This is a genomic window from Caulobacter vibrioides OR37 (genome assembly GCF_000372645.1).
Taxonomy (GTDB): domain Bacteria; phylum Pseudomonadota; class Alphaproteobacteria; order Caulobacterales; family Caulobacteraceae; genus Caulobacter; species Caulobacter vibrioides_E.
In genome coordinates this window covers 1-13,771 of sequence record NZ_APMP01000045.1, presented here as the reverse complement: position 1 = coordinate 13,771, position 13,771 = coordinate 1, and the positions used below count along the sequence as shown (strand labels likewise).

Here is a 13,771-nt window from a genome sequence, read left to right as displayed (position 1 = left end):
GGGGAGGGGGACCGCGAAGCGGTGGAGGGGGCGCTCACGCGCCGCTCAGCACTCCACCCGGTTCACCGACAGGCCCACCGCCAGACCGCCCATCGAGGTCTCCTTGTAGATCTCGTTCATGTCCTCGCCGGTGCGCTTCATCGTGGCGATGACCTTGTCGAGCGACACCGAATGCTGGCCGTCGCCCAGCAGGGCGAGGCGCGCGGCGTCGATGGCCTTGATCGCGCCCATGGCGTTGCGCTCGATGCAGGGGATCTGCACCAGGCCGCCGATCGGGTCGCAGGTGAGGCCCAGATTGTGCTCCATGCCGATCTCGGCGGCGTTCTCGATCTGGGCGTTGGTCCCGCCCAGGGCGGCGGCCAGGCCGGCGGCGGCCATCGAGCAGGCCACGCCGACCTCGCCCTGGCAGCCGACCTCGGCGCCGCTGATCGAGGCGTTCATCTTGTAGAGCGCGCCGATCGCGGCGGCGGTCAGCAGGAAGGTCCGGACCTGTTCGGGCGTTCCCTTGTGGAACCGCACGAAGAACCGCAGCACGGCTGGCACCAGGCCCGCCGCGCCATTGGTCGGGGCGGTGACGACGCGGCCGCCGGCGGCGTTCTCCTCGTTGACCGCCATGGCCCACAGATTGACGAAGTCCATGGCCGCCAGGGGATCGCTCATCTGGCGCTCCATCCGGCCCTGAATGGTCTGGTGGATCTGGCGGGCGCGGCGCTTGACGGTCAGGCCGCCGGGCAGGACGCCGTCCTGGCGCATCCCACGATCGATGCAGGCCTCCATGGCCGCGAAGATGCGGTCGAGGCCGGCGTTCATCGCCTCCTCGCTCATCCGCGAGCGCTCGTTGGCCGCCATGACGCCGGCGATCGACAGGTTCGCCTCGGCGGCGCGGTCCAGCAGGTCGGCGCTGCTTTCGAACGGGAAGGGGACGGCCGGGCCTTCCTCGGGCGGCGCGTTGCGGCCCATCTCGCTCTCGTCGCGGACGAAGCCGCCGCCGATGGAGAAATAGGTGCGCTCGGCCAGGGCCGCGCCGGCCTTGTCGAAGGCGGTGAAGGTCAGGCCGTTGGGATGCTGGGGCAGGCGCTCGTGGCCCAGCCAGACGATGTCCTTGGCCTCGTCGAAGGCGATGGCGTGGTCGCCGCCCAGGTTCAGCGATTGCGTGGCCTGGCTCTCCAGCAGGGCCGCTTCGCCGACGTCGGGATCAAGCTCGGCCGGGACGAAGCCCATCAGGCCCAGGATTACCGCCCGGTCGGTGGCGTGGCCCCGGCCCGTCAGGGCCAGAGAGGCGTAGAGCCGGGTCTCGACCCGCGCGACGGCCGCCAGCTTGCCGGCGTCGCGCAGCCGGCCGACGAACATCACCGCCGCCGTCATCGGCCCCATGGTGTGGCTGCTCGACGGGCCGACGCCGAGTTTGAACAGGTCGAAGACGGAGGCGGTCATGCGGTACTCTGGGTGTCTCTCAGGCTTCTGGATCCGACCTCCCCGGCGAAGGCCGGGGTCCAGATCGAACCCGTGAGCGCTTGCCGAGCGGTATGGGCCGAAGGCGCGCTTCCCCAAACCGCTCAGGCTGAATCTGGGCCCCGGCCTTCGCCGGGAAGGTCGGAAGGGAGACTGGCTCCCTCCCGAAAAAGGCCTACTTCCGCTGCGCGGCGGTCTTGTCGCGCAGGGCCTTGAACTCCGAGCCCGCCTGCCATTGCGGCCAGGCGCGGCTGTTGGCCAGGTCGGCGCCGACCTCGTAGGCGAGGCCGATATCGGCGGCTTGGCCGCTCAGGTCCCAGTCGGCTTTCCACTCGTCGGCGGGCTGGTGATAGCGGTTCTCGGTATAGTCTTCCTCGGCCTTCATGCCGGCTTCCTTGCCGCCCTTAACCAGGTCCGCGCCCGAGCCGATCGAGATGGCCGGCACGCCGCGCTTGGCGAACGGGAAGTGGTCGGAGCGATAGAAGTGGCCGGCCTGCGGCATCGGGTCGGGCGTGAAGTAGCGGCCATGGGCCTTGGCCTTGGCGACCAGCAGGTCCTGCAGGTCGACCTTGCCGTCGCCCGACGTGCCGATGTCCTTGGCCGGGCCGGCCGCCGACAGGGCGTCGATATTGATGTCGCCGACCGTGGTGGCCAGCGGGAACAGCGGGTTGGCCGAGTAGTATTCCGAGCCCAGCAGGCCCTTTTCCTCGGCGGTGACGGCCAGGAACAGCACCGAGCGCTGGGGCGCGGGCCGGCTCTTGAAGGCGCGGGCCAGTTCCAGAATGGCCGCGACGCCGTCGGCGTTGTCGATGGCGCCGTTATAGATCCTGTCGCCCTTGGCGTCCGGCGCGCCGACGCCCAGGTGGTCCCAGTGGGCGCTGTAGATGATGGTCTCGTTCGGATGCTTGGTCCCGACGATGCGGCCGGCGACATTGTGCGAGACGATCACCTGGTGGCGGACCTTGAAGTCGGCCGAGAAGGTCGCGCCGTTCAGGACCACCGGCTTGAACGCGCGGGTCTGGGCCTGCTTCTTCAGGGCGTCGAAATCGAGGCCGGCCTTCTTGAACAGGTCCACAGCGACGTCGCGCTGGATCCAGGCCTCGAGTTGCGGATGGGTCTTGGCCGGCTCCTTGCGGACGATGTCGAACATCACGTTGGTGTTGGAGTTCTTGACCGTCGCCCAGCCATACGAGGCCGGGGCCGTCTCGTGGACGATCAGCACGCCGGCGGCGCCCTGGCGGGCGGCTTCCTCGTACTTGTAGGTCCAGCGGCCATAATAGGTCATGGCCTTGCCGCCGAAGTCGCCGACCCCGGTCTCGAAGTCCGGATCGTTGATCAGCACGACCAGGATCTTGCCCTTCAGGTCCATGCCCTTGAAGTCGTCCCAGTTCCGCTCGGGGGCCTTGACGCCATAGCCGACGAAGACGATCGGAGCGTCCTTGATCGACACGGCGTCGACATTGGTCATGGCGGCGCGGACCGCGATCTGGTCGCCTTGCGTCCAGGCTTCCTTTTGGCCGCCGACCGTGACGCCGGCGCTCACCGGGCCTTCGATCTCGAACTTGCCCAGCGGCACGTTCTGGGTCCAGACGCGCTTGCCGTCCTTCCCGACGTCGCCGGCGGGCGTCAGGCCGATCGCCTTCATCTGGCCGATGATGTAGCCGACCGCCTTGGTCTCGCCGGCCGTGGCGGGGCCGCGCCCCTCGAAGGCGTCCGAGGACAGGACCTTGATATGGGCCGACAGCCTGGCGGGGTCGATCTTGGGCGCGTCGGCGGCTCCTTGCGCGAAACAGGGAGGCGCCAGAACGGGCGCCGCGATCAGGGCGGTGGCGAGCAGAAGGCGTTTCATCTCTGACCCCATGTGGGAGCAAATCTTGTCGTTGGCGCGGACCCTAGAGCGTGACGCCGAAAGTGGGAACCGGTTTCGGCGTCACGCTCTAAGTATTTGATTTAGAGCCTCGTTATCGCGTCAAAACGATTCCGTTTTGGCGCGCGAGGCTCTGGAGGGGCTTTTCGAGCCTGGCTAGATCTCGCCCTTCAGCACGCTGGCGAACAGTTCGGGATCGACATTGCCGCCCGACAGCACGATCGCCGCGGTCTTGCCCTTCAGGTCGACCTTGCCGGCCAGGGCCGCGGCCAGGGCCACGCAGCCGCCGGGCTCGACGACCAGCTTCAGCACCGAGAAGGCGTAGCGCATGGCCTCGGCGACCTCGGGGTCGGTGACGGCGACGCCGCCGGCGAGGTTCTTCTGGTTGATCGGCCAGGTCAGCTCGCCGGGGATCGGGGTCAGCAGGGCGTCGCAGAACGAGCGGGCGTCCTTGTCGATGGTCTCGCGCCGGCCGCTTTCCAGAGAACGACGGGTCTCGTCGAACCCGGCGGGCTCGACGCCCCAGATCGCCGTGTCGGGTGAGAGCGCCTTCACCGCCGTCGACGTCCCGGCGATCAGGCCGCCGCCGCCGACACAACAGACGAGGGTGTCGAGCTTGGCGCCGCGCGCGGCCGCCTGCTCGACGATCTCGATCCCCAGCGTGCCCTGGCCCGCGATGATGTGCGGATCGTCGTAGGACGGCACGACCGTACAGCCGCGCTCGGCGGCGATTTGGTCGGCGATGGCGATGCGGTCTTCGGTAAAGCGGTCGTAGAAGCGGATCTCGGCGCCGAAGCTCCGCGTGGCCTCGACCTTCACGCTCGGGGCGTCGGACGGCATGACGATCAGGGCCGGGATGTCCAGCAGCCGGGCCGCCAGGGCGACGCCCTGGGCGTGGTTGCCCGACGAGAAGGCCACGACCCCGCGCGCCTTCTCCGCGTCGCTCAGCTGGCTGAGCCGATTATAGGCGCCGCGGAACTTGAAGGCGCCCGCCCTTTGCAGGGTCTCGGGCTTGAGGAAGATCCGCCCACCCAGGCGCGCGTTGAGCGCCGGGTTCTCGATCAGCGGGGTCTCTACGGCCAGGCCTTTCAGGCGGCCGGCGGCGGCTTGGATGTCGGCGAGGGCGATGGTCATGGCGCAGGTCTAGAGCATCGCGCGGAAAAGTGGATGCCGCTTTTCCGGGAAAGCGCGCGGCCATGCGTCGGGAAGGCGATCTCAAACCCATTGCGGGCTCCGCCATTCGGTCCATATAGGTTTGGGCTCTGCTGTTCAGGACGACTCCATGAAGATCGCTATCCGCGCCGTCGCGGCCTCCCTCGCGCTGGGGAGCGGCGCGCTGGCCGCCGCCGCGCCCGCCGCCGCCGGCGAAGCCTTTGTCGGGGTCTACAAGCACGACGTGACCTTCATCGGCAGCGCCATCGGCCTGGGGGCGGCGGGGCGCGAGGACGGCGTCGACGTCCATCTGGGCTATCGCACCAACAAGCTGGAAACCCTGCGCTGGCTGGGCAAGCCGCAGGTCCACGCCATGGTGTCGATCAACAGCAAGAACACTTCGAACTTCGTGGCCGCCGGCCTCGACTGGAAGATCGACCTGGGCAAGCCGGGCGGCTTCTATCTGCGGCCCGGCATGGGCCTGGCCTACACGGACGGCAAGGCCAGCCTGCCGCCGGCCAACGCCCCGGGCCTCAGCCCCGACGAGCAGGCGCGCCGCACCTATCTGTACTACCACCGGATCGAGTTCGGCTCGCACGTGCTGTTCGAGCCGGAGTTCGCGCTGGGCTACCAGTTCAACGACCGCTGGTCGGGCGAGCTTTCCTACACCCACCTGTCGAACGGCCAGATCTTCCACCAGGGCAAGAACCAGGGGCTTGACGACGCGGGGGTTAGGCTGGTTTACGCCTTCTGACTTCGCGAGGCGCTGGTTTGACCGCGTCTCCGTCGCCGCCCAAAATCGATCGAACGTCCGAGGTCGAGTCCTGTCGAAGGACCTCGCGACGTCACCCGGCAGGCGACAAGGCGTATCTCTATCATGGCCAATGTGACCGTTGTCGGCGCCCAGTGGGGCGACGAGGGCAAGGGCAAGATCGTCGACTGGCTTAGCAACCGGGCCGACGTGGTGGTGCGCTTCCAGGGCGGGCACAACGCCGGCCACACGCTGGTCGTGGACGGCAAGGTCTATAAGCTGGCCCTGCTGCCGTCGGGCGTCGTGCAGGGCAAGCTGTCGGTCATCGGCAACGGTGTCGTCGTCGATCCGTGGCACCTGCTGACCGAGATCGACAAGATCGCCGAGCAGGGCGTCAACATCACGCCCGAGCTACTGATCCTGGCCGATAACGCCTGCCTGATCCTGCCGCTGCACCGCGACCTGGATCAGGCGCGCGAGGCCGCCTCGACCCAGAAGATCGGCACCACCGGCCGCGGCATCGGCCCGGCCTACGAGGACAAGGTCGGTCGCCGCGCCATCCGCGTCGCCGACCTGGCCGATCCCGAGGCCCTGAAGCCGAAGATCGAGCGGCTGCTTAGCCACCACGGGGCGCTGCGGCGCGGCCTGAACCTGCCCGAGGCCTCGGCGCAAGAGCTGTTCGACGCCCTGATGGACCTGGCCCCGCGCATCCTGCCCTACGCTCAGCCGGCGTGGCGGGTGCTGGACCAGGCCAACAAGGCCGGCCGCCGGATCCTGTTCGAGGGCGCGCAAGGGGCGCTGCTGGACGTCGATCACGGCACCTATCCGTTCGTCACCTCGTCCAACACCGCCGCGGGCCAAGCCTCGGCGGGCTCGGGCATGGGGCCGTCGGCGACCGGCTATGTGCTCGGCATCGTCAAGGCCTACACCACGCGCGTGGGCGAGGGGCCGTTCCCGGCCGAGCTGTTCGACGAGGTCGGCAAGCACCTGTCGACCGTGGGGCGCGAGGTCGGGGTCAACACCGGCCGCGCCCGCCGCTGCGGCTGGTTCGACTCGGTGCTCGTGCGCCAGTCCGTGGCCATCAACGGCATCCACGGCGTCGCCCTGACCAAGCTGGACGTGCTGGACGGCCTGGAAACCCTGAAGATCTGCGTCGGCTACAAGATCGGCGACAAGGTCGTCGACTACCTGCCGGCGGGTCTTCGCGATCAAGCCGCCGCCACGCCGGTCTACGAGGAGATCGCCGGCTGGACCGAAAGCACCGCCGGCGCGCGCTCGTTCAAGGATCTCAACGCCAACGCCATCAAGTACGTGCGCCGCGTCGAGGAGCTGATCGGCGCGCCTGTCGCCCTTCTGTCGACCAGCCCCGAGCGGGACGACACCATCCTGATGCGCGATCCGTTCCAGGGCTGAGACCTTCCGGCTCGGGCCAGGCCGTCCGAGCCGGATACGGCGCCGCGGACCCCAAGGCGTCGCGCGGCGATCCGCCGCACGGTAAACGCTTGTGAACCTTGTGCCCCCACAATGCGCCGGATTCACCGCGGAGGGGGGCGGCGAGTGGGGATTCTCGACATACTCGACGATGGCGTGGAAGGCTCGATGCTGGCCATGAGCCGCCGCAGCCGCGTCGCCCGATTGAGCGCCGCGGCGCTGGTCGGCGGTCTGCTGGCCTTCTATTTCGGTCCTCGCCCGGCGATGCTGTGGGGCGCCGCCAATCTCGCCTGCGAGGGCTGGCTTTTCTATCTCCAGCGCACCTTCAAGCCGACCGGGAACCTCGCGACGATCCGGCTGCGTCGCATCGCGCCGCCCGCGATCTTCGGCTGCCTATGGGCGACCATGGCGACGCTCAGCGCGGTCCACGGCGTGGCGGCGATGAAGTTCGCCGCGATCCTGATCCTCTTCGGCATGATCATCGAAGGGGTGCGGTACGCGATGGTCAGCCCGGGTGGGATGCTGTCCATGACCTTGTGGCCGTTCTCGGCCCTTGTCGCCCTGACCCTGCTCGCCCCCAGGTTCACGGCCTGGGATCGGGCCGTCGCGCTGGTCGTCATGCTGGGCCTGATCGGTTATGTCGCCGACACGGTGCGGACCATGCGGGCGACGGCCAAGGCGCTGGAGCACGCCCAGGCCGAGGCCCAGGAGGCCAGCCGCGCCAAGTCGGCGTTCCTGGCGATGATGAGCCACGAGGTCCGCACGCCGATGAACGGGGTTCTGGGCCTGGCTCACGCCCTGAGAGGCACGGGCCTGGACGCGCGTCAGACCCAGTATCTCGATATGATCGAGGAGTCCGGCCACGGCTTGATGACCATCCTCAACGACGTGCTGGACCTGTCCAAGGTCGAGGCCGGCAAGTTGGAGCTGGACATCGCGCCGTTCGACATTCGCCGCTCGGCCGCCCAGATCGCGCTGGTCTGGAGCGAGACCGCGCGCCTGAAGGGTCTCGACCTGACCCTGGAGGTCGATCCCGCGACGCCGGCGTGGCTGGCGGGCGACGACGCGCGCGTGCGGCAAATCCTGCGCAATCTGGTCTCGAACGCCGTGAAGTTCACCGAGACGGGGCGCGTGACGATCCACATCGCGCCCGGCGACGCCGGCGGGATCATGCTGTCGGTGTCCGACACCGGCGCTGGCCTGTCGCCCGAGCAACGCGATCGCCTGTTTACCCCGTTCGCCCAGGGCGACCGGACGATCGCGCGGCGCTTCGGCGGTACGGGCCTGGGCCTGACGATCTGCCGACGTCTCGCCGGAATGATGGGCGGCGATATCTCGGTCGCGAGCGTCGAGGGCGAGGGCGCGACCTTCACCGTGACCCTGGCTCTGAGCGCGACCGAGGCGCCGGAGAAGGCGCGAGAAGCCGTCGCCAAGCTCGATCTCGGCGGCGTCCGCGTGCTGGTGGTCGATGACAACGAGATCAACCAGATCGTCGCGCGCGCGGTCCTTGAAACGGCCGGCGCGCTGGTGGCCGTGGCTGGCGACGGCCACGCGGCTCTGGCGCGACTGCGGGTCGAGGACTTCGATGTCGTGCTGATGGACGTGCACATGCCCGGGATGGACGGCGTCGAGGCCGTGCGCCGCATCCGGGCGGGGGAGGGCGGTCGAGTGGACGTGCCGGTGGTGGCCTTGACCGCGGACGTGATGGCCGGCGACGCCGAACGTCTGCTGGCTCAAGGGTTCGACGACGCGCATCCCAAGCCGATCCAGCCGGCTGGCCTTCTGGCCACGGTGGCGGCGGCGCTGCGTCCGGCGGCGGCGTGCGCGCGGGGCGAGCCCGAAGCCCGCTCCCTGCTCACGGTTGGTTGAACAAGATCGACGAACTGCGTTTTAGTTAGTTTTTGTTAGCGAGCTCCACTGTAAGACCGATTGTCTAGTGGAGGGAAGCTCGTGTCGCCATTCGCGCGGTCCAGCAAGTTGAAGCCGGTCAACAAGGCCGATCGTAGGATTCGCAGCCTGCGCAACCTCGAGCGCACGGCTTCTACCAGCCGTGTCCTGAGCCTAATCGCGGTCGAAAACGAGAGCGCCCAGCGACCGGAATACCTGCAGGCCCCGTTGTTCAAGAATAAGGTTCTGAATACCTCAATTATTCTCAAGCATCGACTGCGTCACGACGACATGTATCTGTTCGACGAAATGCGGCCGACGGCGACCAAGATTATCATTCCGTTCGACCGTCGCGATCTAGGCTTGGGTGGTCAGTCGGTGTTCGTGGGGCAACGCGGATGGGCCGAACTGGTCTTGGACGGCTGCAACGCCGCCGGAGACATGAGCCGTGATCTCGCGACCCTGAAGCTGATCGACATGCTTCCGTCGCTGGACCCGTTTCTGCTGCGCGAACACCTGCGCCGCCACGACGTGCTGGTGGCCAACTGTTATTTCGCCCTGTCGCCGGCCGACCTGGAGAGCATGAGGGGTTTCGTGACCTACGAAATCGCCCGGCTCATCGACCTGGCGTATCAGGGCGCGGCGGGCATGAGCCGCGCCCACGCCGCGCGGCTGGTGGAGGCCTTGCTCTCGACCAACGTCGATGAACGTCTGGAGCCGCTGCGCCACACCCTCGTCATGGAGGGCGAGAGCTTCAAGGAAGGCATCTTCAGCTGGAAGGGCTTCCTTTATTACAAGTGGGTGCTGACCACGCTGTGGTCGCAACTGTCCGCCGTGAGCCAGGAGATCGGCCGACTGGTGGTGACGGGGAGCCGCGAGTCGGAAGCGGGCCGGTATGTCCATGAGGCCCGGCGTCGTCTTCAAGCTGGCGTGCTGCTTGAGCGCTCGGCCATCATGCGCACGATGAAGGTCTATGACGACGCCTTCGCGGCCCTGATCGAGAACGGCCGCCCGCAAGCCTTCCGCGACTTCCTGCTCTGCGCGCCCGAGATGTTCCTGTCGTTGGGGGAACGCGTCGGGGTGATCTCTCATATTTCCAGCTACTGGCGTTATCGTTTCTCCAAGGACGACTCGCTGACCGTGGACGTCGACGAAGCCATCGACATTTTCGCCGACTTCGAGGCGGGCCTGTCGGCCCCGCTCGCGGCCTGACGATAAAGATCGTCGCGGATAAGCGGATTTTTACGTTCTGCGACTATTTGGCTAGGTGACGGCCATCAATCTTCCAGGAGCCCGAGTTCGTGTTCGACGGCAACGCCCGTACAATTCAGCGCATTGCTTCGAGGGTGCAGCGGGTCTTGGTCGTGGATCCCAATCCGGCCACCGCCCGGTTGCTGGCCGAGCACATGCGTCCTCTGGGCGCTCAGATCTTCGCCGCGCCGACCGCCGAAAACGCCTATGCGATGGCGCGGGCCGTCAATCCGCAGCTGATCTTCGTCGAACACGTTCAGGCGGGAGTCGACGGCCTGGTTTTCACGCGCAAGATCCGACGCGGCGATCTGCCCTGCCGCGAAGCCCCGGTGATCATGTGCACCGCCGAGGCCACCGCCGAAGCGATCTTCGGCGCCCGTGACGCCGGCGTGCATGAGTTCATGCGCAAGCCCTTCAATCTGAAGGACCTGGAGCGTCGGCTGGAGGCCGTGACCCTGAAGCCGCGCGACTGGATCGAGGCCGTTGCCTATGTCGGTCCGGATCGCCGCCGCTTCAACTCGGCCGACTACAAGGGGCCCCGCAAGCGCAAGGCCGACGCGCTCGGCTCGCCCGCCGCGCGCCTGTCCCAAGCCCTGCGCATCGTCAAGTCGGCCGCCGCGGCGCTGGATGTCGATCCGGCCCAGGCGCGCCGCGCCCTCGCCGCTCAGGCGGCGGAGCTCAAGCGCGTTGGCGTGGCGGTCGGGGACCCGCGCCTGATCCAGGCGGCCGAGGCGCTGGGCGCTTCCACCATGACCGATCTGTCCGGCGCGATGGGCCGCGCGGACCTGGTCAAGCGCATCGACGCGCTGATGGGCTTTATGGCGCAGGATAGCGCCGGCCGCGCCGCTTAAGGATTCCCAGCTGGGCCGCGGAACGGCGCGGCGCCCTGTCGCCTTCATCGTTCCTACGTGGAACCAGCATGAAACTGTCGTGAAACGGCAATGTGCTGGCCATGTTCCGGTAATAGCAGCCCAACCTGAAGCAGATCGCGCATGGGCGCGGCGAAGCCTTCGGGGGTCTTCTCATGAGCATTCGCATCAAGGCGGCGCTGCTGCGCCGCGCTAGCGCCCTGGCGGTCGTGGCCGTCGCCGTGGCCGGCCCGGCCATCGCCGCCGACCTTCGGGGGCGCGTCGTTGACAGCGCCGGCTCGCCGCTGCCGGGCGCCGCCGTCAGCGTGGGCGGCCGCACCGCCACCGCCGGTCCGGACGGCCGCTTCGAGCTGACGGGCCTGGCCGCCGGCTCCGCGGAAGTTCAGGTGCGCTATGTCGGCTACGGCGCCTCGACCATGCCCGTGCGCCTGTCCGACAGCACGACCGCCGAGGTCGAGGTCACCCTGACGCCGCCCGACGCCGTCGCCGAGGTCGTCATCACCGGCCAGCGCGCCGCCGAGCGTCGCGCGCTGCAGACCAAGAAGGTCGCCGACAACTTCGTCGAGGCGCTCTACGCCAACGACGTGGGCAAGCTGCCCGACCAGAACGTCGCCGAGGCCGTGCGCCGTCTGCCGGGCATCACCGTGGCCAATGACCAGGGCGAAGGCCGCTACGTGATTATCCGCGGCGTGGACCCGCGCTACGCCAACGTCACCGTCAATGGCCAGACCGCCGCCGCGCCGGAACCCGACAACCGCCAGGTCAAGCTGGACGACATCCCGTCCTCGCTGATCGGCCAGGTCACGGTGGTCAAGAGCCTGACGGCCGACCTCGACGCCAACGCGATCGCCGGCCAGGTCGACATCGTCACGCTCAGCGCCTTCGATCGCCACGGGACCTTCGGCAGCGCCCGCGCCGCCTATGGCCAGTTCGACCTGAACGACAAGCACCCCTATGAAGGCGACCTGACCCTGGGCGGCACGTTCGGTCCCGACAAGCAGTTCGGCGCGGTCCTGTCGGCCAACTACTCCAAGCGTCCGATCGAGTCGCAGAACGTGGCCGGCGCCTCCTGGACGACCGCCAACGGCTACGCGATCCCGGCCGACTTCGATGATCGCGACTACAATCTGGTGCGCGAGCGCACGGGTTTCGTGGCCAATTTCGACTGGCGTCCGAACGACGACATGCAGTTCTACCTGCGCACCCAGTACTCGAAGTTCACCGACCACGAGACGCGCGACCGCTTCCGGATGCCGATCGCCGGCACGATCGTCTCGACCTCGGCCACGGCCGGCTCGTTCAGCAAGGCGACCGCCACCCGCTACGTCCGGAGCCGTAACGAGGACGACAACACCAAGACCGTCTCGACGGGCGGCAAGTTCAATGTCGGCGCCGGCAAGCTGAGCGTCGACCTGGCCTATAGCCGCGCCGAGAAGACCGATCCGCTGCGCAGCGAATTCCAGTTCGCCACCGGCAAGACCATGACCGGGACCTACGACCTGTCGGAGGTGCTGTTCCTGGTCACGCCGGGGACGGCCGCCTTCGACCCCGGCCAGTTCACCTTCAAGAGCGTCAACTACGACAAGCGCGAAGCCGTCGAGACGCTGAAGCAGGCGCGCGCCGACTATAGCTTGCCGCTGAACACGGTTGGCGAAGGCAGCACGCTGAAGATCGGCGTCAAGGTCACCGACCGTCACAAGACCAACGACCGCAACTATACGACCTACGACCCGGGCTCGACGGCCTTCACCCTGGCCGCCCTCAACCCGTCCAGCCTGGCCTCGACCTATGACGGCCGCTATCCCTTCGGCCCCAAGGTCGACTACGCGGCGGCCCAGGCCTATGTCACGGCCAACCCGACGACCCTGAAGCTGAACGCGGCCAAGTCGCTCAGCACCGATCTGCTCAGCGACTACGACGTCTCCGAGAAGATCTGGGCCGGCTACGCGATGGCGACCCTGAAGCTGGGCCGTCTGACCCTGACGCCCGGCCTGCGCGTCGAGAACACCGACGGCGATTACGGCGCCAAGACGTTCAACAGCACGACCGCCTCGCGCGGTCCGGACGCCAACGGCTCGAACAAGTACACCAACTGGTTCCCGAGCCTGAACGCCAAGGTCGACTTCAGCGACCGTCTGGTCCTGCGGGCCGCGGCCACGACCGCGATCGGCCGCGCCGACTACAATCAGCTGGCCCCGGCGGTCACGGTGGACGCCACGGCCGACACGGTCACGACCGGCAATCCGAACCTGAAGCCGTTGACCGCGTCCAATCTCGACGCCGGCTTCGAATACTATCTGCCGGGCCAGGGCGTGGTGTCGGCCTCGGCGTTCTTCAAGGACATCCAGGATCCGATCTTCACTCAGACCCTGCTGAACCAGTCGGGCACCTATGGCGGCGTCGCCCTGACCGGCGCGGCGGTCAGCACGCCGATGAACGCGAAGAAGGCGACCGTCGCGGGCCTGGAACTGAACGTCCAGTCGCAGCTGACCTTCCTGCCGGGGCCGTTCGACGGCCTGGGCGTCGGCGTCAACGCCACCTTCATCGACTCGTCGATCAAGGGCGTGCCCAACCGCCGGGAGGACCTGCCCCTGGTGCAGCAGTCCAAGTCGGTCGGCACGGCCCAGATCTTCTACGAGAAGCACGGCCTGACCGCTCGCGTCGCCTACTCGTACCGCAGCAAGTTCCTGTACACGATCGGCGCCGACGCCAATTCGGACATCTACTGGGACAAGCACGGCCAGCTGGACGCGCGTATCGCCTACGCCATCGGCGACAAGGCCCACAGCGTCACCGTCTTCCTGGAAGGCGCCAACCTGAACAACGAGTCCTGGCGCACCTTCGCCGGCCAGAAGAACCATCTGGGCGAGAACGAGCGCTACGGCCGCACCTTCCGCACCGGGGTGCAGCTGAGCTTCTAGTTCCCCCAATCCGATCTCCCCGGCGAAAGCCGGGGCCCAGATCGAGCCCTGAGCGCTTGCGCGTCTGGCGAGGCCTAAGGCGCGTCATCCCAGTCGCTCGGGCTGAATCTGGGTCCCGGCTTTCGCCGGGAAGGCGGGGTTATATCTGGGTTGGAAGCGCCTACCGCGCCCCCTCCGGCCCTCCGGGCCA

General features: G+C 67.9%; 9 protein-coding genes. 6 read left to right on the top strand and 3 right to left on the bottom strand.

What is annotated here, in order from left to right; translation table 11 throughout:
- Positions 1-45: 45 nt before the first annotated feature.
- The 3 genes from OR37_RS20075 to OR37_RS20065 form a co-directional block, all read right to left on the bottom strand.
- Positions 46-1,434: an L-serine ammonia-lyase gene (locus OR37_RS20075; RefSeq protein ID WP_004624732.1), complete on the bottom strand. Its 1,389-nt coding sequence runs from the start codon at positions 1,432-1,434 to the stop codon at positions 46-48.
- 193 nt (positions 1,435-1,627) lie between these two features.
- Positions 1,628-3,301: a M28 family metallopeptidase gene (locus OR37_RS20070; protein ID WP_035017790.1), complete on the bottom strand. Its 1,674-nt coding sequence runs from the start codon at positions 3,299-3,301 to the stop codon at positions 1,628-1,630.
- 174 nt (positions 3,302-3,475) lie between these two features.
- On the bottom strand, positions 3,476-4,453 hold the full coding sequence (locus OR37_RS20065; protein WP_004624726.1) for a threonine ammonia-lyase: 978 nt from the start codon (positions 4,451-4,453) through the stop codon (positions 3,476-3,478).
- Between the two features lie 148 nt (positions 4,454-4,601).
- Between OR37_RS20065 and OR37_RS20060 the strand changes: the two genes are divergently transcribed.
- The 6 genes from OR37_RS20060 to OR37_RS20035 all read left to right on the top strand — a co-directional run bounded on the left by OR37_RS20060 (position 4,602) and on the right by OR37_RS20035 (position 13,581).
- Positions 4,602-5,225 (top strand): acyloxyacyl hydrolase, encoded by a 624-nt coding sequence (locus tag OR37_RS20060; protein ID WP_004624725.1) that lies wholly within the window; start codon positions 4,602-4,604, stop codon positions 5,223-5,225.
- A gap of 123 nt (positions 5,226-5,348) precedes the next feature.
- Positions 5,349-6,635, top strand: coding sequence for an adenylosuccinate synthase (locus OR37_RS20055; protein WP_004624724.1), 1,287 nt, complete (start codon positions 5,349-5,351; stop codon positions 6,633-6,635).
- 144 nt (positions 6,636-6,779) lie between these two features.
- Positions 6,780-8,522, top strand: a complete 1,743-nt coding sequence (locus OR37_RS20050) for an ATP-binding protein (RefSeq protein WP_004624723.1) — start codon at positions 6,780-6,782, stop codon at positions 8,520-8,522.
- A gap of 81 nt (positions 8,523-8,603) precedes the next feature.
- A complete protein-coding gene (locus OR37_RS20045; RefSeq protein ID WP_004624722.1) occupies positions 8,604-9,752 on the top strand; it encodes a hypothetical protein in 1,149 nt (382 codons plus the stop codon).
- A gap of 68 nt (positions 9,753-9,820) precedes the next feature.
- On the top strand, positions 9,821-10,642 hold the full coding sequence (locus tag OR37_RS20040; RefSeq protein ID WP_054508593.1) for a response regulator: 822 nt from the start codon (positions 9,821-9,823) through the stop codon (positions 10,640-10,642).
- A gap of 173 nt (positions 10,643-10,815) precedes the next feature.
- Positions 10,816-13,581: a TonB-dependent receptor gene (locus OR37_RS20035; RefSeq protein WP_004624720.1), complete on the top strand. Its 2,766-nt coding sequence runs from the start codon at positions 10,816-10,818 to the stop codon at positions 13,579-13,581.
- Positions 13,582-13,771: the final 190 nt, after the last annotated feature.

Coding starts and splice junctions, on each gene's coding strand:
- OR37_RS20060 (WP_004624725.1), top strand. CDS start 4,602: ATGAAGATCGCTATCCGCGCCGTCGCGGCCTCCCTCGCGCTGGGGAGC.
- OR37_RS20055 (WP_004624724.1), top strand. CDS start 5,349: ATGGCCAATGTGACCGTTGTCGGCGCCCAGTGGGGCGACGAGGGCAAG.
- OR37_RS20070 (WP_035017790.1), bottom strand. CDS start 3,301: ATGAAACGCCTTCTGCTCGCCACCGCCCTGATCGCGGCGCCCGTTCTG.
- OR37_RS20065 (WP_004624726.1), bottom strand. CDS start 4,453: ATGACCATCGCCCTCGCCGACATCCAAGCCGCCGCCGGCCGCCTGAAA.
- OR37_RS20075 (WP_004624732.1), bottom strand. CDS start 1,434: ATGACCGCCTCCGTCTTCGACCTGTTCAAACTCGGCGTCGGCCCGTCG.
- OR37_RS20035 (WP_004624720.1), top strand. CDS start 10,816: ATGAGCATTCGCATCAAGGCGGCGCTGCTGCGCCGCGCTAGCGCCCTG.